The organism is Streptomyces flavusporus, assembly GCF_046267975.1.
GTDB lineage: Bacteria > Actinomycetota > Actinomycetes > Streptomycetales > Streptomycetaceae > Streptomyces > Streptomyces flavusporus.
Map to the genome: position 1 here is coordinate 7736227 of NZ_CP176503.1, position 17687 is coordinate 7753913.

Consider the following 17687-nt stretch of genomic DNA (forward strand, 5'->3'; position numbering starts at 1 on the left):
TCCGCGAGTGATGTCTCGCCTGATTTCTCCCCAAAAGTAGCTCACCCGAATGCGGATGCCGCCCCCCTGAGCACCAATCCGGCCCCGAGGGCCACGACGACGAACGCGGAACCCACCGGCGCGGTACGGCGGACCAGGGCGGCCAGCGGATTGGCGGTCCAGCGAGGCCGCCGGACCAGCGCCCGGGTGACGCCGCTGCCGAACCGGACGACGGCGAACCCGGCCGCGGTGAGGGTGAGCGCGAGCCCGGCGCCGTACGCGACGACGAGCAGAAGCCCGAACCAGGCCTGCCCGAGCGCGGCCGCGCCGACGAGCACGACGACGGCCGAGGGACTGGGCACGAGCCCGCCGGCGAAGCCCATGAGGATCGTGCCGCGGAGGGTGGGGGCGATGGGGTGGGAGTGGGTGTGGCCGCCATGGGTGTGACGTAGGTGAGCGTGACCGGCGTTCGGTCGAGGGTGGCTGTGGTCGTGAGGGTGCGGGTGGTGGTGCGCAAGACCGTGTACGGCGTGGCCGTGCCCGTCGGTTTCGGAAGCGCCGTGGCTGTGCTCGTGGTGGTCGTGGGTGTGTGCGTGGTCGTGGTCGTGGTCGTGGGCGTGCTCGTGTTCGTCGTCATGGGTGTGCGTGTGGGCGTGGCCATGGGCCTCTTCGCGGTGGCGGAACGCCCGTCGTACCAGGCCCGCTCCCGCCAGTGTCACCAGCACCCCGCTCGCGATGCCCAGCCAGGCGATCACCGAGGGTGCCGCCGCGGAGCCGGCCGTGACGAGGAGGCCGAGGGCGACCACGCCGAGGGTGTGGGTGACCGTCACCGAGGCGGCCAGGGGGAGGACATGCCGCATACGGGCGCGGCCGCCGTGGGCCGCCGCCGTCGCGGCCATGAGGGTCTTGCCGTGGCCCGGTGCGAGCGCGTGCATCGCGCCGAGACCGACCGCGATGAGCAGGGCCAGGGCGGCGAAGCCGACGGTGAGGTCGTGCCGGGCGACCAGGGACTCCAGGGCCCGGGTCCAGCGGTCGGCGCCGCGTGGCAGGACGGCCGCGGCGGGCGCGTCGCCCTGCTCCTCGGCCAGGGCGGGACCGCCGGGGCGCACGCGCAGGGACGCGGACGTCGTGTCGGCCGGGGAGGACAGCAGTTCCTCGGGATAGGCGGTCAGTCGGCGCGACGGCGACCTCTCCGGCACGTCCGACGCGGTGAGCGTCATACGGTCCCCCCGCGCGGTGATCTCCCGCCATCCGGGGCCGGAGTCGGCGCCCGCGCTGCGGAATCCGACCGTCACGGAGTCGGCCTCGGGCAGCGGAGCCGTCAGCCGGCACTCCACCCGCAAGGTGTCGAGCCCTGCCTGACCAGGCAGCACACGCGCGTGGCTGTCGGCGACATCGAGCCTGACCGTGCGTCCGTCGACCGTCGCCTCGCTGTCCCGCGCGGCGTCCGCGCACCGCTGGCGAGCCCACGCGGTGACGCCGAGCCGTGCCACGTCCGGTCCGGCTTGGGTCGCCGGGATCTCGGCGAGGTCCTCGACATGCTCGACGCGCAGCTCGCCGGGGACGGCGACGAGACCGTCGTAGTGGTTGACGGTGAAGTTGCCCAAGGGGTGCGCGCTTGCGGCGGTGGCGGGCACGAGCACGATCGCGCCGGCGACGCCCAGGACGGCCGCGGCGGAGGCGAGAACACGACGGGGCCTCACTCGGCCCCCAGGGACTTCAGCGCCGCGCGGGCCTCGCGAGCGGCCGACGGGGAGAACCCGGGGTTCAGTTCCAGTGCCGCCGTCAGGGAGGCGCGGGCGTCCTTCGTACGGCCCGTGGCGAGCTCGATCATGCCGCGGTGGTGCAGGAAGGCGGCGTTGCGGTAGCCGGTGGCGGTGGCCCGGCGGGCGTAGGGCAGGGCTTCCTCGTCGCGGCCGCCCACGTGCAGCGCCCAGGCGAGGGCGTCCGCGGTGTGCACGGTGTGGCGGCGGGACCACTCGGCGCGGGCCGCGCGCAGGGCCAGGTCCGCGTCGCCGTGGTCGGCGGCCGCGAGCGCGGTGTCGAGGTCGGGGTTGACGCCGCCCGCGCGGGCCAGCGCCGTCCAGGCGTCGACGAGGGCGTACTGGTCGCGGGCCCTGTCCCGGTCGCCCTCCGCGCCGCGCTCCTCGTACAGCTCGCCGAGGGCGACGAGCGCGCCGGGCAGCGGGGCGCGGGCGACGACCGCCTCCATCCCCCGCACGGCCTCGGCGAGCTCACCGCTCGCGGCCTGGGCGCGGGCGCGGCCCTCCAGAGCGGGCAGGTAGGTGTCGTCGGCGGCGAGGGCGCGGGCGTAGTGATCCAGGGCGGTCGTGTAGTCGCCCTGGCTCCAGGCGAGTTGGCCGAGTGCGGTCGCGACGTACGCCACGTCGCCGGGTGCGACGGCGTTGTCGAGGGCCTGTTCCATGACCCGACGGGCGGTGCGGACGTCGCCGCGCAGTTCGCGCACGTACGCGTACCGCGTGAAGACCGGGATCCCCGGCCGGCGGGTGTCGGCGGTGTCGGCGGCCTTCGACGCGGCGTCGTAGCGGCCGAGTTCGACGAGGGCGTCGATACGGGTGGCCAGGGCGCGTTCGTTGTAGGGGTTCTGCTTCAGGGCGCGGCCGACGAAGTCGAGGGCGCCGGTGAAGTCGTGCCGGGCCGCGGCGAGGGCGGCCAGGCCGGCCAGGGCCTGGTCGCCCTCGGGTTCGAGAGCGAGGGAACGGTCCAGTGCCCGCTCGGCCTGCGGGTAGCGCGAGGGGTCGCCGTCGACCCTGGCCTGTTCGACGTAGGCGAGGCCGAGGGTGGCCCAGCCGCCGAAGTCCCTTGGCTGGGCGCGGAGATGCGCCTGCAGGGTGCCGATGCTCGAGTCGAGGTCGCCGCTCGCCAGCACGGCCGGAGCGACGGCACCGGGCGCCGCGGCAACGCCCCGACCGTCGCCGTCCCGGATGTTCCCCACGGCGATCGAACCGGCGGTCAAGGCCACGGCCAACAGGGCGGCACACCCGGCAACCCGCCCGCCCCGCAGGCGCCGCCCGGCCGCAGCAACCCGCCGCAGAGCAGCGACCCGCTCGTCGACGCCCGCGGCGCTACGGCCGGCGTCCGCCGCGCCCGAGGTCGTCTCGGTGGCCGTGTCCGCGGTGGCCGCGGGGGCCATGGGGGCCATGGGGGCCGCGGTTCCCTCGGTGGCCGGGCCCCGGTCGGTCTCGTGCTCCGGCTCGTTGTCGTTCGTACGCGGGACCATGCCCTCTCCTCGTACACAAAAGGGTCGTCATAGTGAGGCGGCGCGGCCCGTGCCGTGGAGGATGGGGAGGGACGGGCCGCGCCAGTCGGTAGGGGGCGCGCGTCAGTACGCGCGGCCCCGCATCCGGCGCCACCACATCAGGCCGGCGCCGATCAGGAGGATCCCCGCCGCGCCCGCGCCCGCGGAGGCGGCGATCAGCGTCATGTTGTCGTCGGAGGACCCGGCCGGCTGCAGCGCGTCGCCGATCTGGTTGCGCACGTCGTTGCCGCCCGAGGTGCCCTTGGCGAGCGGTCCGCGGGAACCCTCCGTCGGCAGGGCGACGTACGGGAAGGCCTTCTCGAACTCCTTGTCGTTCTTGTCGACCGCGTCGCCCAGGTCGTTCTTCTGGCCGAGCAGTTCACCCTCGACGACCTGGAGCGAGGCGTCGATCACGTCGTCGGTGAGGCGACGGCCGTTCGGGAAGCCGGCGTTGTCGCCGTCGAGGACGCCGAGTCGCTTGGGTTCGGCCGTCGGCTTGATCGAGGTGTTCAGGCGCAGCATCTCCGACGGTGTCACGTGCGGCGGCTGGTTGAGGTCCTTCACGCCCTTGAGGAAGACGTCGACCAGGTCGTTGCGCGGCTCGGCGGGCGCCTTGATCTTGTAGATCGCCTCGATGAGCTTCGGCAGTTCGGGATTGGTGACGTTCTCCAGGAACTGCGCGTCGTCCCACGGCGCGGACGCGTTGAACGTGTCCTTGTCCTCGATCGGGTTGACGACCTCGTTGACCAGCGGATTGCCGAGCCGGGAGACCTGCGTGAAGTGGCCCTGGGCGTTCTTGCGCTGGGTCGTCGACCAGATGCCGACGATCGGCTGGTCCGCCGACTCCTGGATCATCTCGTTGGGCACCTGCAGGGCGATGGAGTTGACGTTGTAGCCCTTGAGCGTGTCGTTGCCGACCTCGGAGAGGTTCCCGCCGTACAGCAGGTCGAAGACGCGCAGGTCCAGGAAGAACGGGTCGTCGGCCTGCCCGGCGAACGTCGTCGAGCCGCCGGCCAGTTCATGGACGGCCTGCTTGCGCAGCCCCGCGTAGTCCGGCATCGACGCCTTGCCGACGTTCGACGGCGCGACCGGCACATCGTCGGCGATCTTCGTCCGGGACTGCAGGTGCTGGTCCTTCAGCTTCAGCAGCTCGATGTCGTACGTCTGGGTGACGTTGAGGTCCGGGTCGTCGAGGCTCTCGACGGGACCGGTGTTGTAGAGGAACGTCTTCTCGTTCTTCGTATGCGTCTTGAACGTGTAGCGGAACAGCAGTTCGCCCTGCGCGTCGCCGTTGTTGTCGATGTGGATGTCGTACTGGGCGTCCTCGGCGAAGGTGAAGAAGTTCGGACCGCCGGCCGGTTCCTCGAACGGGATCCAGTTGGCGATGATCGTCGTCGTGTCCGGCTTGTCCGGGCTCACGAACGCGTACACGTCGATGTTGTCGTACTGCGGGGTCCCCGAGATCAGCGGGGCCTCCCGGTGGCTGGAGGCTTCCGCCTCCCCCGGTTCCAGCGCGGTCACGCCGGCGGCTGCGAGCCCTCCGGCGGCCAGCGCACCACAGACGAGGGTGGCGACGCTCCTGAGTCCTGCGCCGCGCTTGGAGATAGCTGTCATGCCGTCCGTCCTCAGTGCCGACTTGCCTGACGCCGGGGATTCGGAGCCACGCCCGGACCGGATTGGTCGAACCTGAAAACTCATTTCCTCGCTGCTCGACCCGCGCTTTCGGCCCGCTGATCCGTAACCCCATCCGGAGGTGGGATCGTTGCGAATGCCTCATGGGACGGGACCGGCCCTGTGCGGCCGGAGAGAGGGGGACCGAGTGGGGGCGGACGAACTTCTGGTGCGCGTCGCGGACGGCGACCAGAAGGCCTTCGAGCAGCTCTACGCACTGGTGTCCGGGCCGGTGTTCGGACTGGTGAAGCGGGTGGTGCGGGATCCGGCCCAGTCCGAGGAGGTGGCCCAGGAAGTACTGCTCGAACTCTGGCGGTCCGCCGCCCGGTTCGACCCGGCCCGCGGCAGCGCCCTGTCCTGGGTCCTCACCCTCGCCCACCGCCGCGCCGTCGACCGGGTGCGCAGCGCCCGCGCGGCCGGCGAACGCGAGGAGCGCGAGGCCCGGCGCGCCCACCACCCCGCCTTCGACCAGGTCTCCGAGGAGGTCGAGGCCCAGCTCGAACGCGAATGGGTACGCCGCTGCCTGGACCGGCTCACCGCCCTCCAACGGCAGTCCGTCACCCTCGCCTACTACGACGGCTACACCTACCGTGAAGTGGCCGAGCGGCTCTCCCTGCCGCTGGGCACGGTCAAGACCCGGATGCGCGACGGACTGACCCGGCTGCGCGAGTGCCTGGGAGGAGTCGCGTGAGCATCCTCGGCCGACTGCTGGGCCGCGAGGACCAGCACAGCCTCGCCGCGCCCTACGCGCTGGACGCACTCGAACCCGACGAGCGGCGCCGCTTCGAGAAACACCTGGCGCGCTGCGACCGCTGCGCCGCCGAGGTGCGGGCGCTGTCCGAGGACGCCGTCCGCCTCGCCTGGTCCACGGCCGCCCCGGCGCCGGCCGCGCTGCGTGACCGGGTCCTGGCCGCCGTACGGACCACTCCGCAGGAACCCGCCCCGGCGCGTGGGCACACCCCCACGCTGCCGCCCCATGTGTGGGGGACCCAGCCGCCCCCGGCGCGCACCCGTGCGCCCCGGCCGCGCCCCCTGTTCGTCCCGTTCGCCACCGCGACCGCCGCGGCGGCCCTCGTCGTCGCCTCGCTGTTCGCCGTCCAGGCGAACCGGACCCAGGAGCAACTGGCTGCCGAGCGCGCCCAGGCACGTGAGATCGCCCACGTCCTGGCCGCTCCCGACGCACGGGCGACGACCGGCCGGGACAGCGAGGGCCGAAGTATCGGAGTGATCGCTTCCGCATCTGAGGGGCGTGCGGTGGTCACCCTGAGCGGATACGGCGAGCTGCCGGACGACCGGGTGCACCAGCTGTGGCTCATGCGCCCCCAGGAGCAACCGCGCTCCCTGGGCCTCTTCGACGGCGACACGCCCTTGGTCGCAACCGGGCTCGACCGGTCCGCCACGTCACTCGCCGTGACCGTCGAACCCGACGGTGGCTCAGCGCAGCCCACCAGCCAGCCAGTTGTTCAACTCGCCCTGAAATCTGTTGGATTCGGAGAGTGACCGTCAACACCCTTACGGGGAAGGTGAATCCTGTGCCCGCGATACACGCGTGCCCCAAAGGGGGCGATAGGGTTACCCTGCCCGGGCCGGGTGGACTCGTACGGGTGGGGAGTGACATGGAACAGATAACAGTGCGCAGCAGGGCAAGGGTCCCTGCGATCACCTGCGGGAGCAGCGCGACCAGTTCGCGCCTCGACCGCCATCTCTCGGTGCTGGCGGGCCCTGCGGTCCCCCAGAGGGAGACGGCCGAGGCGACCTCGCTGATGCGTGAGCTGACCGCGCGTGAGCCTGCACACACCCCCAGCGCCAGGGGTGCGCGAGTGAGCCGGGTCTCGCTCTTCGCGCCGCTGCGCCGGCTGCGCCGCACGCTGTTCGGCGGGCGCTGACCGACACCTGCGTCTCCTCGACGCCTCGAGGACCCGCGCTCAGCCGGCCACACCGTCCCGGCGCAGCGCCGCGACACCGCCGTCCATCATCCCCACGGCACGCGGCAACGCCCCGGTGTACTGCTCGAGCGCGGGTACGTCCCCCCTGGCCGCCACGCGCCGCGCCCCCACCCGGCAGTGCTGGGCGCCCGCCCGTGTCCCACCGTGGTGTCCGCGCGTGTCACCGCTCGCCGTGCGCATACCGGCGTACGGCGAGCGGAGCGAACACCGCGAGCAGTACCGCGCACCATGCCAGCGACCCGGCGACGGGATGGGCGACCGGCCAGGCGGCGCCGGCCGGTACGGGCGCGTTGCCGAAGAGGGCGCGCAGGGCCGTGGTGACCGCGCTGATCGGGTTCCACTCGGCCAGGGTGCGCAGCCAGCCCGGCAGACCGTCGGTCGGGATGTACGCGTTGGACAGCAGCGGCAGGATGAACGTCGCTCCGCCCAGCTGACCGGCCGCTTCTTCGTTCCGCGTGAGCAGCCCCAGGAAGATCCCGACCCACGTCGTCGCGAACCGGAACAGCAGCAACAGCCCCACGGCGCCCGCCGCTCCCAGCGCGGACCCCTCGATCCGCCACCCCACCGCGAGCCCGACCAGCAGGAACGGCACCGTCCCGACGGCCGTCACGACCAGATCCGCGGCCGCCTGCCCCAGCGGCACGGAGGCCCGGCTCACGGGCAGCGTCCGGAAGCGGTCCATCACGCCCCGGTGTGTGTCCTGGGCGGCCTGGAACATGCCGGTCATGATCCCGCCTGCGGCGGTCGCCACCAGCAGACCGGGCACCAGGAAGGACCGGTACTCCGCGCCGGGCATCGCCAGGGCGCTGCCGAAGACGTAGCCGAAGAACAGCAGCATGGTGACCGGCATGGTCTGGGTCAGGATCAGCAGCCCCGGATTGTTCCGGATCCGCCGCAGCTGCCGGCCCAGCATCGCGCCGCCGTCGTACGCCAACGTACTCATGCCGCACGCTCCTCGGTGAGCCGCAGGAAGACGTCGTCCAGGGTCGGTGGTCTGAGGCTCGCGTCGAGCAACGGCACGCCCGCCGCGTCGAGTTCGCGCACCAGGCGGGGGAGCGTGAGCGTGACGTCCCTGGTGACCGCGCCGACGGCGCACCGCTCGTGGTCGAACGAAGGCTCGGCGCCGGTGAGTTGATCCAGTACGGCCGCCGCCTTCACCATGACGTCGGCGTCCGTGACGACGACCTCGACGTGTGCGCCCATGAGTGCCTTGAACTGGGCGGGCGAACCCGTGTGCGCGACCCGCCCCCGGTCCACCAGGGCGATGTCGTCGGCGAGTTGGTCGGCCTCCTCCAGGTACTGCGTGGTCAGCAGCACGGTCGTACCGTCGGCGGTCAGCTCCCGTACGGCGTCCCAGATGCGGTTGCGGCTGGCCGGGTCGAGGCCGGTGGTGGGCTCGTCCAGGAACAGCACGTCGGGGCGGCGGACGAGACTCGCCGCCAGGTCGAGGCGGCGCCGCATCCCGCCCGAGTACGTGGACGCCGGCCGGTCGGCCACCTCGGCCAGCCCGAAGCGGTCCAGGAGCTCGCCAGCCCGCTCGGCCGGCCCGCGCACCCGGTGCAGCCGGGCGAACAGCCGGAGGTTCTCCCGGCCGGTGAGATCGCCGTCGACCGAGGCGTACTGGCCGGTGACGCCGATCCGGCGCCGGACGGCTGCCGGCTCCCGGAGCAGGTCGTGCCCGGCGATGCGGGCCGAGCCGGCGTCCGGTCGCAGGAGCGTGGTGAGGAGCCGTACCGCCGTGGTCTTGCCCGCGCCGTTGGGGCCGAGGAGTCCGCAGACGGTGCCCTGCGCGACGGCCAGATCCAGTCCGCGCAGGGCGTGGACCTCACCGAACCGCTTCTCCAGACCTTCACTAAGTACAGCGTACGTAGTAGTCATGGCCCGACCATAGCGCACTACGTACGGTGTACGTAACTAGGATGGTGGCCGAGGTGATGATCGATGGCGGGCGGAGCGGCCGAACCCGGGGTGATCTGGGCGCGACCTGAGCGGACGGGGCGAGGGCCGAAACCGGCGTTCACCCGTGCCGACATCGCGGCGGCCGCGGTGCGGATCGCGGACGCGGAGGGGCTGGACGCGGTGTCGATGCGGCGCGTCGCGGGCGAGCTGGGCTGCGGGACGATGTCGCTGTACAACTACGTCCCCCGCAAGGAAGACCTGTACGAGCTGATGGTGGACATGGTCAGCGGGGAGCACGAGCTGCGGGAGCCGAGCGAGGACTGGCGGGCCGACATGGCCCGGGTCGCTCACCAGACGCGTTCGCTGATGCACCGGCATCCCTGGATGACGCGGCTGATGTCACCGGTCTACGGCTTCAGCCCCAACGCCCTGCGCTACCTGGAGCACTGCCTGGCCTGCCTGGACCCCCTGGAGGCGCCCTACGGCATGAAGATGCAGCTCATCGGGATGCTGAACGGGTGTGTGACGTCGTATGTCGCGACGGAGCTCGCCAACGCAGAGCGGACCCGGTCCTTGCCGTGGTCGGCGGAGCAGGAGAACGCGGTACGGATCGCCTACCTCGGGAGTCAGGTGGCCGGCGGGGCGTATCCCAGGCTGGCGGCGGCGTTCGCGGAGGATCCTGGGCCGATCGATCTCGACGGGGCTTTTGAATTGATGCTGAGCCGGATCCTGGACGCCTTCGAGTCCCGGAACTAGATCAGTGCGAACTGGCCCTCGGGGCCCTCTTCGTGATGATCGAGAACCGAGGCCGGCTTCCGTGCCGCCTCCGCCACCGGAAGCACCGTTCCTAATCAGTGAGCAGGAGTGAGTGTTGTACCCATGCCTGGCCACTGCGGACATCCCGAACGGTTTTGGATGTCCTGGTCGCCCGCGTACGCTCCGCGTCCGGTGGCACGCATCCTGTGTGTGGTCCGGGAATGCGGGGGCGGGGTCCCTCACACCCAACAGCGCCCGGTCTGGCCTGGACGGTCCGATGCCCCTGCCCATCGCTCCGGTGAGCAGGGGGCGGTGTCGTCCGTCGCCGGATCGGGTGCCCTTGGGCGCGTCGTCCGATCGCCACGGCAGCCGCGTCGTGACGAGTGGTCGTGCGGTTCTTCGAGGTGAGGGGCTTCTGCCAGTGCTGGGCGCCCCACTTGGAGGTGTAGGCCGGGTCCACGGCGATGATCGCGATGCCGGTGGCGTCGGCCATGGAGGTGAGCCGGGCGCGGAGCCTGCCGGTGGGCATGCCGGAGATCAGCTGCCTGAACCGTCGTCGGCGTCCGTGCTTCTCGCGGGTCTTCTCCGCGGCGAAGTCGAGGTCTTCCACGGCGATGGCCTTCACACCGCAGGTCCTGGCCCAGTTCAGCAGCCGGGACAGGGCGTGTCTGATCTGGGCGTCGCGGTGGTCGGCGGTGCCGGACAGGTCGTAGCGGAAGCGGCGTGGGTTGCCGATCGGGTTGCCGTGGGTGTCGAGGCGCCAGGCGGCGAGATGGTCGGCGTTGGTGTCCACGCTGATCACACCCTCGGCGAGGGCGGCTTCGAGCGGGATGGTCATCGACGGCGGGATCTGCCAGGAGGCGGTCAGGTCCAGCGCCCGCGCTGCACGTCGTGGTGGATGCGGTAGGCCACGGCACGGTTGGCCTCCACGCGGTCGGCCCACTCCTGGCCACGGTGCCAGAACCGCACCTTCGCCGTGAGCACGTACCGGCCGTGCCGACTGTTGGCCAGGCCGGCGAGCGGGGCGGGCAGCCTGATGCTGATCTCGCCCCCGGGGCTGACGCGGATCGTCTCGTTGCCGAACCTCTTGCCCGACTCGCCGTCAGCGGCGAAAAACCAGCGCTCCGCTTCCCACCGCTGCCGCCACTCGTCCTCACTCAGCCCTGCGGCGGCGAGGTTGTGGCGGGTGCCCAGCAGACGTTTGCCACCGCGTACGACACGCACCCGGCCCGCTTTGCGGTCGGTGCGGACCTGGTCGAGCCGGTCCTCAAGAGCGTGCAGGCGGCGCCTTTTGTGAAACCACTCGTGCGTCGAACGATAGCCGCCCGGAGCCCGCTTGGAGCCTTTCTGGCCGACCGGCAGCGACAGCCTGTGCTCGATGGTCTCGATACCGGCTTCGAGAGACTGGACATGCGCCGCCTGGCCGCGCCGGGCGAGTGCCCACTGATCGTGTGTGGCCTTCGTGATACTGCCCGCCCACCGGGACGACGAGGCGGCGGTCAGCTCTCGCTTACGGGCCGCCCACGTGTCCGTGGAGTGCTCCAGGCCGTCAGCGCAGCGCGTCTTGAGGTCCTTCGAGGCGAGAGAGCCGAGATGCGCGCCGACCAGACGCAGCACCTTCTCATCCTCCGGGGTGAGGTGCTTGAGCCTGTCACGGATCGCCACACCGGTGGGGCCGGGCACCACGAACGGCGGCGCCACCTCCCGCAGCCCATCCATCCCGATCACCCTCCCCTCCGGGGCCGAAGAATCCCATCCCCTCACCCAACGACCACCTCCGGGAAAGGTCACCCATTCGGCACAAGAACTCCCGTTCCCCGGCGCCAGGCCCGCCACAGGAGACAGCCGGACACTCACTCACACACGCCAGAACACACTCATGCGCTGCCATGCGGCAGCAGCTCACAACCCCTGGCAGGTCATCCCTGCCTCCGATCCTCCGATCTGGAATCCGTGCGCGACGAGGTCCTGAGGCTGTCGGAGGCGGAACTGCCCGGTGTGAGCGGCCTGAACGTCGCCTTCGTGGACGCCGTGGAGAACCGTGTCGTCGTGGAGTCCGAGTCGGCCCAGCCGGCCCTCGTCACGGCCCTGGGCGAGCGGTACGGCACGGACACGGTGGCCCTGGAGGTCACGCCGGGTGTCGACACGGCGGAGCCGCAGGCCAACCGTCAGTACGACACCTCGCCCTACTACGGCGGGGCGCGCATCAAGTCGTACGTGACCGGAACGTCGTCCAAGTGGTGCACCGCCGGCTTCCCCTGGCGGTACGACGGCAAGTGGTACATGGTGACTGCCGGCCACTGCACCTCCGGCAACGGAGCCGTCATGAACCCCAGCGAGAGCGACTACATCGGACCCGTGGTCCGGGACAACTGGAAGAACGGGTACGGGTCGGTGAAGCTGTCCGGTCAGAGCTACTACTCGGGTGACCTGGCCCTGTACCGGATCAACAGCGACAGCTCCGCTTCGGCCCGCATCTACAAGGGCGGCAAGACGTCTGGCACATCCCGCCCCGTCAAGGACTACTGGCGGCGCTGGGCGCAGAGCGGCGACCAGTTCTGCACGGGAGGCATGATGACCGGCGAGAAGTGCGGCTGGAAGGTCAAGTCCACCAGGGCGACCGTCAAGTACGACGACGACGGATCCGTCGCCAGGAACATGGTCGTGGCCAAGAAGACGTCCGGCTCCTGCACCGTCAAGGGCGACTCCGGTGGTCCGACGTACACCGTCGACGGCAGCGGCCGCGCCTACGCCAAGGGCATCATCTCAGGTGGAGGCGGCGGTGGCGGCGACAACAGCGGCGGCCTTTTCGACCCGTGTTGGCTGTATTTCACAGACATCGGACTGGCCAACAGCGCCTTCCCCGGTACGGTTGCGAGGAACTGACATGCGCCGCACTGTGCTCACAACGCTCCTCGCCCTGGCCCTGACCGGATGCTCGTTCGTCGGTCAGGACACGCCGTGCGCCCAGGCCGACGCGGACTCGGCGGTCTCCCTCGTGTGGCGGCCGTCCGACTTCGGCGGCCGGGACGCGGCGACGATCAAGCTGTGCGTGGACGACACGTGCAGGGAGCGGGCGTCAGGCGACCCCGACGACCCGTTCGGCTCGGTGTCGGTCCGCCTGCCCGACGACATCGGCGCGTCCACCGTGCCGGTGAAGCTCACCGTGACGTCGGCGGAGACCGGCGATCCGGTGGTCATGGACAGCACCCGGGCCAGACTGACCGAGCAGCACCCCAACGGCACGTCCTGCCCGCCCACCGTCTGGACGGCGACCTTCCGAGCCGACCCCGACAAGGGACTGACCTCGCCGAAGGGCATGAAGCTCCAGTAGGGAGCCCTTCGCAAGCGCCCGTTCCCAAGTACCACCGGGAGCGGGCGCTTCGTGCCTCCACCCCCGCTCGTGGCTGTTCGATCGCGAACAGCTTCAGCATCGGCCGCCCCACCCCTGACAGATCCCACCATCGGCGCCGACTACACGGCACAGGTCCTGGTGGAGGAGGTCTAGAGGAGCGCCAACTGCCCCTCCGGGCCCTCCTCGTGGGCGTCCAGGACCGACGCGGGGCGGCGGGCCGCCGCGGGGACCGGCAGGACGCCGGCGTCGCGCAGGTCGGTCGCGGTGAGGGGCGACTCCGCCTGCACCGGTGGCAGTTCGGCCAGCAGCGTGAGGACCGTGATCAGCTCCAGCAGCTCCGACGTCCACGCCTGGGGCCAGGTCGCCGGGCGGATCGCGAGAAGCGTGCCGGGCTCGCCCTCGGCCGTCCGTGCCGCGAACCACTGCTCCAGGACCCGGACACCGCCCGCCTCAAAGTCCCAGGCCGGGGACGGCACGGGGGAGATGCGGCCCTCGTCGAGGTGCAGGGTCTCCTCGTCGCGGTCGTAGTGGAGCGTGCGCGGGCGGGCGGGCAGCGGGGCGCGGACGTAGGGGCGGCGGCCGCCGGGGAGCTTGGGGCGGTCGCCGTCGCGGCGCAGCAGCCAGAGCATGCGGCGGCCGGTCTCGACGCCGTGCGACCAGAGGCCGGGGTCGTCGGTGAGCGGGACGGTGAGGTCCGCCCGTACCGCGGTCAGGATCCAGGCCAGCACGTCGACCGGGTCGGGGGCCTGTCCGAGACGGGTGGCCAGGTGCTCCAGCAGGCCCGGGGCCAGGTTGGGTTCCGCGCCGCCGGGGCGGCGGTACAGGGGGCGGATCCGGCCGGGGCGGAGCAGCGGGAGCAGGGAGGTGGCCAGCAGGTGGGGGCCGCCGCCCTCCGGGTTCTCGACCACGAACACCTGCCGTTCGTCGGCCACCCGCCACAACTCCGGTCGCGCCGCGTCGATCAGACGGTGGTCCGGAATCAGCCACTGCTCGTCGAAGGGGGACAACAGGACCCGGACCGGCTCGGGGCAGGGGCCCTGCGCGCGCAGCAGTTTCTCCGTGCCGGTGGACCGGCCCGGCAACTGCCCGACCGCCGAGTGCAGCGTGCGTGAGCGCGTGGGCTCGAACAGGGCCTCCCGGTCCGCGCCCTCGGCTTTCATCAGGGCGTCCCAGCGGGACTTGAGGGAGGACGGATCGGGGGCCGTCGACCACCCCCGGCCGAGTCGCGGCGGTGCGACGGACCACGGCATGAGGTCCGCGAGCAGCGGAGCGTCGTCGTGCGTCACGCCGGGCATCGTACGACGGGCTTCCGACACCGGGGTCATGTGGCGTCCAGGGTCACCGTGAAGGAGAAGCGGTCCCCGCGGTAGTGGATGACGGCCACGTCCAGCACGCGCCCGGCCATGTCGTAGGTGATACCCGTGTAGTGCAGGATCGGGCTGAGTAGCGGGACGTTGAGGAGACGGGCCGTCTCCGGGTCCGCGAGGCGGGCCTCCACGGTGTCCGTGATGCGGCTGATGTCCGCGCCCACGATGTCCCGCAGCACCTTGGTCATCGGCCAGCGGACCAGGTCGTCCAGGTCGATGCGGTCGGCCAGTTCGGGACGGACGTAGTTGTGGGCGTGGTTGGTCGGCTCGCCCGTCTTCTCGTCGCTGCGCAGCCGGTGGTACGTCGCCACCTCGGCCAGATCCGGGAAGAACTCGGCGAGTTCCGCGGGCACCCGCGCGTGGCCGTGGTCCAGCAGCTCGGTCGTCATGCCGGACTGCTGGGCCACGATCGCGTCCACCGAACCGAGCAGCCGTACGGGGGTGCCACGGCGGGCGTTCGGCTCGATGAACGTGCCGCGCCGGCGGTGCCGGGTGATGAGGCCCTCGTCCTCCAGCTCCTTCAGCGCCTGCCGCATGGTCAGCACACTCACGCCGTAGTGCACCGCCAGTTGTTCCTCCGTGGGCAGGCGCAGGGGGTCCCGCGGCGAGCGGCCGAGGATCGAGGCGCGCAGCGACTGCGAGACCTGGTACCAGAGCGGCAGCTTGCGGTTCAGGACGATGGAGTCCGGGGCGAAGGAGGTCACGGGGCCATCCGTACCGGCCGGGGAATGTTCAGTGCAAGGGGCCGAAGTGCCGCTGCAGGCCCTGCCACACGTCGTCGTAGCCCTGCTGGAGGTGCTCGGCGCGGGCCGCCTGCGGGGTCAGGGTCACCGGCCACCGGGTCTCGAACATGAACGCCAGCCCGTCGTCGACCTTCTGCGGCCGCAGCTCGGCCGCGCCGGCCCGCTCGAACGTCTCCCGGTCCGGGCCGTGCGCCGACATCATGTTGTGCAGCGAGCCGCCGCCCGGCACAAAGCCCTCCGCCTTCGCGTCGTACGCGCCCTCGACAAGGCCCATGTACTCGGACATGACGTTGCGATGGAAGTACGGCGGCCGGAAGGTGTCCTCGCCCACCAGCCAGCGCGGCGCGAAGACCACGAAGTCGACGCCCGCGAGGCCGGGGGTGTCGCTCGGTGAGGTCAGCACCGTGAAGATCGACGGGTCGGGATGGTCGTAGCTGATGGTGCCGAGCACATTGAACCGGCGCAGGTCGTAGGCGTACGGCACATGGTTGCCGTGCCAGGCGACGACGTCGAGTGGCGAGTGGTCGTAGGTGGCCGTCCAGAGGTTGCCGCAGAACTTGTTGACCACCTCGACCGGGCCCTCGACGTCCTCGTACGCGGCGACCGGTGCCCGGAAGTCGCGGGGGTTGGCCAGGCCGTTGGCGCCGATCGGGCCGAGGTCGGGCAGGCGGAAGGGGGCGCCGTAGTTCTCGCAGACGTAGCCCCGGGCCGAATCGTCGAGGAGTTCCACCCGGAAGCGCACCCCGCGAGGGATCAGCGCCACATGTCCCGGTTCCGCCGCCAGCAGCCCGAACTCGGTGCGCAGCAGCAGCCCGCCGCGCTCCGGGACGATCAGCAGCTCGCCGTCCGCGTCGCTGAACACGCGGTCCATGTCGGCGTCGGCGTGATAGAGGTGCACGGCCACGCCGGCGCGCTGGGTCGCGTCGCCGTTGCCGCCCAGGGTCCACAGGCCGGCCAGGAAGTCCGTGCCGGGCGCCGGCTCCGGCAGGGGGTTCCAGCGCAGCCGGTTCGGGTCGGGCACGGTCTCGGTGAAGGGCGCTGTGCGCAGTGTGCCGTTGTCGGTGCGGGTGAAGACCGGGTGGGCGGCCGAGGGGCGGATCCGGTAGAGCCAGGAGCGGCGGTTGTGCGCCCGCGGTTCCGTGAAGGCCGTCCCGCTGAGCTGCTCCGCGTAGAGGCCCAGGGGGGCGCGCTGTGGTGAGTTGCGGCCCTCGGGCAGTGCGCCCGGGACGGCCTCGGAGCTGTGCTCGTTGCCGAACCCGTGGAGGTGGGCCAGTCCTTCGGCGGTCTTCCGCGCGTCCCCGCTCATGATCGGTGCTCCCTTGCACGCTGATTCCTATGGTTCACCGTAGGATTGCGGCTCGGGGGACGCAAGAGGCCGTACGGCCTCCTCTCCACGGACGACCCGGAGGATGACGAGAACCAGACTCCAGGGGGATTCGGAGTGTCGGACAGGTGTTCTAGTCTCCCGGGCATGTCGTGTACGCGCCGACCCCTCGCCGCGCTCGCGGTCTGTGTCCTGCTGCTGACCGGATCCGTGGGCTGCGGCACCAGTGCTGCGGGAGGGCAGAAGAACGGGGAGTCGCCGTCGCCGGTGGGCAGACTCCTCGACGACACCGACGACGAGGGGCAGCTCTACCGCGAGGTGGACGAGGAGCGCGCCCCCGAGGTCGATGTCGAGGTCCAGCCCGACGCCTCCGGTGGCGGCTGGGACGTACGGCTGACCGTCCGTGACTTCCGCTTCTCGTCGGCCGGTACGCGGCCGAAGGCGGTGCCCGGCCAGGGGGTCGCCCGCCTCTTCGTGGACGGCCGCCCGGTCGCCCGACTGCGCACGCCCGAGTACCGTCTGGCCGCCGGTCTCGTCCCCCGCGGCACCCACCAGGTCACCGCGCGGCTGTACGCCGACGACGGCACCGTCTGGGCGGTCGACGGCGAACCCGTCGAGTGCACGGCCGACATCACCGCCTCGGGAACCGAGCCGGCGCCCACGACCAAGGGACCCGCCGGTTCACCGGATCACGCCGACCGGGCATCATGAAGCCCGTGCCCCATGCGACAACGCTCCGTCGTGCGCCCGTGCAGCAGCGCAGCGCCGAACGGCTGACCCGGATCCTGGACGCCTGCGCCGACCTCCTCGACGAGGTCGGCTACGACGACCTGAGCACCCGCGCGGTAGCCCAGCGCGCCGGTGTCCCCATCGGCTCGGTCTACCGCTTCTTCGGCAACAAGCGCCAGATGGCCGACGCGCTCGCGCAACGCAACCTGGAACGCTACGCCGAGCGCGTCACCGAGCGGCTGAAGGATGCCGAACGGGGCGACTGGCGGACCGCCATGGACGCCGTGGTCGACGAGTACCTCGCCATGAAGCGCACCGCACCCGGCTTCTCCCTGGTCGACTTCGGCAACCAGATCCCGGTCGGTGTCCGCCACGGCGAGCCCAACCATCGCGTCGCCGACCGTCTCACCGACCTGCTCTCCGGCCACCTCGACCGCACCCCCGACGAGGAACTGCGTCGCTCCTTCCTGATCGCGGTGGAGACAGCGGACACCCTGGTGCATCTGGCGTTCCGGGTGGACCCGGAAGGGGACGAGAAGATCATCGGGGAGATGCGGGAGATGCTGCGGGCGTATCTGGCGCGCGTACTGGACTGAGGGCCGACGATTTCCGGCCCCCGTTCGCGGTGAGGCCTCCCCTCCATGCATACCGGTCGGTAT

General features: G+C 71.5%; 17 protein-coding genes and 1 pseudogene. 8 read left to right on the plus strand and 10 right to left on the minus strand.

All coding sequences use genetic code 11. From position 1 onward, the window contains the following. Positions 1-41 precede the first annotated feature (41 nt). The 3 genes from ACKTSN_RS36475 to ACKTSN_RS36485 form a co-directional block, all read right to left on the minus strand. On the minus strand, positions 42-1682 hold the full coding sequence (locus ACKTSN_RS36475) for a nickel transporter (RefSeq protein WP_409473004.1): 1641 nt from the start codon (positions 1680-1682) through the stop codon (positions 42-44). Next, positions 1679-3220 carry a tetratricopeptide repeat protein gene (locus tag ACKTSN_RS36480; RefSeq protein ID WP_409473005.1) on the minus strand — a complete coding sequence of 514 codons (1542 nt, stop codon included), beginning with the start codon at positions 3218-3220 and terminating at the stop codon, positions 1679-1681. The genes ACKTSN_RS36475 and ACKTSN_RS36480 overlap by 4 nt, the downstream gene beginning before the upstream one ends. A gap of 102 nt (positions 3221-3322) precedes the next feature. Further along, the gene (locus tag ACKTSN_RS36485; protein WP_409473006.1) at positions 3323-4852 is read right to left on the minus strand and encodes a DUF4331 domain-containing protein; all 1530 of its coding nucleotides are present in this window, start codon (positions 4850-4852) and stop codon (positions 3323-3325) included. 205 nt (positions 4853-5057) lie between these two features. Here ACKTSN_RS36485 and ACKTSN_RS36490 point away from each other — a divergent pair, with 205 nt between their 5' ends. From ACKTSN_RS36490 to ACKTSN_RS36500, 3 genes are all read left to right on the plus strand, one after another. Continuing rightward, positions 5058-5600: a sigma-70 family RNA polymerase sigma factor gene (locus ACKTSN_RS36490; protein WP_409473007.1), complete on the plus strand. Its 543-nt coding sequence runs from the start codon at positions 5058-5060 to the stop codon at positions 5598-5600. Beyond that, a complete protein-coding gene (locus tag ACKTSN_RS36495; protein ID WP_409473008.1) occupies positions 5597-6409 on the plus strand; it encodes an anti-sigma factor in 813 nt (270 codons plus the stop codon). The genes ACKTSN_RS36490 and ACKTSN_RS36495 overlap by 4 nt, the downstream gene beginning before the upstream one ends. 116 nt (positions 6410-6525) lie before the next feature. Then, positions 6526-6795, plus strand: a complete 270-nt coding sequence (locus tag ACKTSN_RS36500; protein ID WP_129797053.1) for a hypothetical protein — start codon at positions 6526-6528, stop codon at positions 6793-6795. Between the two features lie 39 nt (positions 6796-6834). On the opposite strand, the gene ACKTSN_RS36505 is transcribed toward ACKTSN_RS36500, so the two are convergent. The 3 genes from ACKTSN_RS36505 to ACKTSN_RS36515 are packed head-to-tail and all read right to left on the minus strand — an operon-like array spanning position 6835 to position 8733. Beyond that, on the minus strand, positions 6835-7035 hold the full coding sequence (locus ACKTSN_RS36505; RefSeq protein ID WP_409473009.1) for a hypothetical protein: 201 nt from the start codon (positions 7033-7035) through the stop codon (positions 6835-6837). Beyond that, positions 7016-7798, minus strand: coding sequence for an ABC transporter permease (locus ACKTSN_RS36510; protein ID WP_409473010.1), 783 nt, complete (start codon positions 7796-7798; stop codon positions 7016-7018). The genes ACKTSN_RS36505 and ACKTSN_RS36510 overlap by 20 nt, the downstream gene beginning before the upstream one ends. After that, positions 7795-8733, minus strand: coding sequence for an ATP-binding cassette domain-containing protein (locus tag ACKTSN_RS36515; RefSeq protein WP_409473011.1), 939 nt, complete (start codon positions 8731-8733; stop codon positions 7795-7797). Before ACKTSN_RS36515 ends, ACKTSN_RS36510 begins: the two co-directional genes overlap by 4 nt. A 63-nt stretch (positions 8734-8796) precedes the next feature. Here ACKTSN_RS36515 and ACKTSN_RS36520 point away from each other — a divergent pair, with 63 nt between their 5' ends. Continuing rightward, positions 8797-9510 carry a TetR/AcrR family transcriptional regulator C-terminal domain-containing protein gene (locus tag ACKTSN_RS36520; RefSeq protein ID WP_409473012.1) on the plus strand — a complete coding sequence of 238 codons (714 nt, stop codon included), beginning with the start codon at positions 8797-8799 and terminating at the stop codon, positions 9508-9510. A gap of 91 nt (positions 9511-9601) precedes the next feature. Here the strand turns inward: ACKTSN_RS36520 and ACKTSN_RS36525 are convergent. Next, positions 9602-11229: pseudogene (locus ACKTSN_RS36525) on the minus strand (IS200/IS605 family accessory protein TnpB-related protein). Between the two features lie 234 nt (positions 11230-11463). On the opposite strand from ACKTSN_RS36525, the gene ACKTSN_RS36530 reads away from it, so the two are divergent. Both ACKTSN_RS36530 and ACKTSN_RS36535 read left to right on the plus strand, forming a co-directional pair. Next, positions 11464-12396: a trypsin-like serine protease gene (locus tag ACKTSN_RS36530; protein ID WP_409473013.1), complete on the plus strand. Its 933-nt coding sequence runs from the start codon at positions 11464-11466 to the stop codon at positions 12394-12396. Between the two features lies 1 nt (position 12397). Further along, positions 12398-12844 carry a lipoprotein gene (locus tag ACKTSN_RS36535; protein WP_409473014.1) on the plus strand — a complete coding sequence of 149 codons (447 nt, stop codon included), beginning with the start codon at positions 12398-12400 and terminating at the stop codon, positions 12842-12844. Between the two features lie 170 nt (positions 12845-13014). On the opposite strand, the gene ACKTSN_RS36540 is transcribed toward ACKTSN_RS36535, so the two are convergent. From ACKTSN_RS36540 to hmgA, 3 genes are read right to left on the minus strand one after another with little or no spacing between them, the layout of a single operon-like run. Beyond that, a complete protein-coding gene (locus tag ACKTSN_RS36540; RefSeq protein ID WP_409475007.1) occupies positions 13015-14160 on the minus strand; it encodes a type ISP restriction/modification enzyme in 1146 nt (381 codons plus the stop codon). 26 nt (positions 14161-14186) lie between these two features. Then, entirely contained in the window at positions 14187-14936 is a 750-nt protein-coding gene (locus tag ACKTSN_RS36545) for a GntR family transcriptional regulator (RefSeq protein WP_409473015.1), read from the minus strand. A gap of 28 nt (positions 14937-14964) precedes the next feature. Continuing rightward, positions 14965-16281: a homogentisate 1,2-dioxygenase gene (gene hmgA / locus ACKTSN_RS36550; RefSeq protein ID WP_409473016.1), complete on the minus strand. Its 1317-nt coding sequence runs from the start codon at positions 16279-16281 to the stop codon at positions 14965-14967. 165 nt (positions 16282-16446) lie between these two features. Here hmgA and ACKTSN_RS36555 point away from each other — a divergent pair, with 165 nt between their 5' ends. Then, positions 16447-17010, plus strand: coding sequence for a hypothetical protein (locus ACKTSN_RS36555; protein ID WP_409473017.1), 564 nt, complete (start codon positions 16447-16449; stop codon positions 17008-17010). Next, a complete protein-coding gene (locus ACKTSN_RS36560; RefSeq protein ID WP_224734104.1) occupies positions 17007-17624 on the plus strand; it encodes a TetR/AcrR family transcriptional regulator in 618 nt (205 codons plus the stop codon). The genes ACKTSN_RS36555 and ACKTSN_RS36560 overlap by 4 nt, the downstream gene beginning before the upstream one ends. Positions 17625-17687: the final 63 nt, after the last annotated feature.

Coding starts and splice junctions, on each gene's coding strand:
- ACKTSN_RS36500 (WP_129797053.1), top strand. CDS start 6,526: ATGGAACAGATAACAGTGCGCAGCAGGGCAAGGGTCCCTGCGATCACC.
- ACKTSN_RS36555 (WP_409473017.1), top strand. CDS start 16,447: ATGTCGTGTACGCGCCGACCCCTCGCCGCGCTCGCGGTCTGTGTCCTG.
- ACKTSN_RS36535 (WP_409473014.1), top strand. CDS start 12,398: ATGCGCCGCACTGTGCTCACAACGCTCCTCGCCCTGGCCCTGACCGGA.
- ACKTSN_RS36520 (WP_409473012.1), top strand. CDS start 8,797: ATGGCGGGCGGAGCGGCCGAACCCGGGGTGATCTGGGCGCGACCTGAG.
- ACKTSN_RS36505 (WP_409473009.1), bottom strand. CDS start 7,035: ATGCGCACGGCGAGCGGTGACACGCGCGGACACCACGGTGGGACACGG.
- ACKTSN_RS36560 (WP_224734104.1), top strand. CDS start 17,007: ATGAAGCCCGTGCCCCATGCGACAACGCTCCGTCGTGCGCCCGTGCAG.
- ACKTSN_RS36540 (WP_409475007.1), bottom strand. CDS start 14,160: ATGCCCGGCGTGACGCACGACGACGCTCCGCTGCTCGCGGACCTCATG.
- ACKTSN_RS36485 (WP_409473006.1), bottom strand. CDS start 4,852: ATGACAGCTATCTCCAAGCGCGGCGCAGGACTCAGGAGCGTCGCCACC.
- ACKTSN_RS36515 (WP_409473011.1), bottom strand. CDS start 8,733: ATGACTACTACGTACGCTGTACTTAGTGAAGGTCTGGAGAAGCGGTTC.
- ACKTSN_RS36510 (WP_409473010.1), bottom strand. CDS start 7,798: ATGAGTACGTTGGCGTACGACGGCGGCGCGATGCTGGGCCGGCAGCTG.
- hmgA (WP_409473016.1), bottom strand. CDS start 16,281: ATGAGCGGGGACGCGCGGAAGACCGCCGAAGGACTGGCCCACCTCCAC.
- ACKTSN_RS36480 (WP_409473005.1), bottom strand. CDS start 3,220: ATGGTCCCGCGTACGAACGACAACGAGCCGGAGCACGAGACCGACCGG.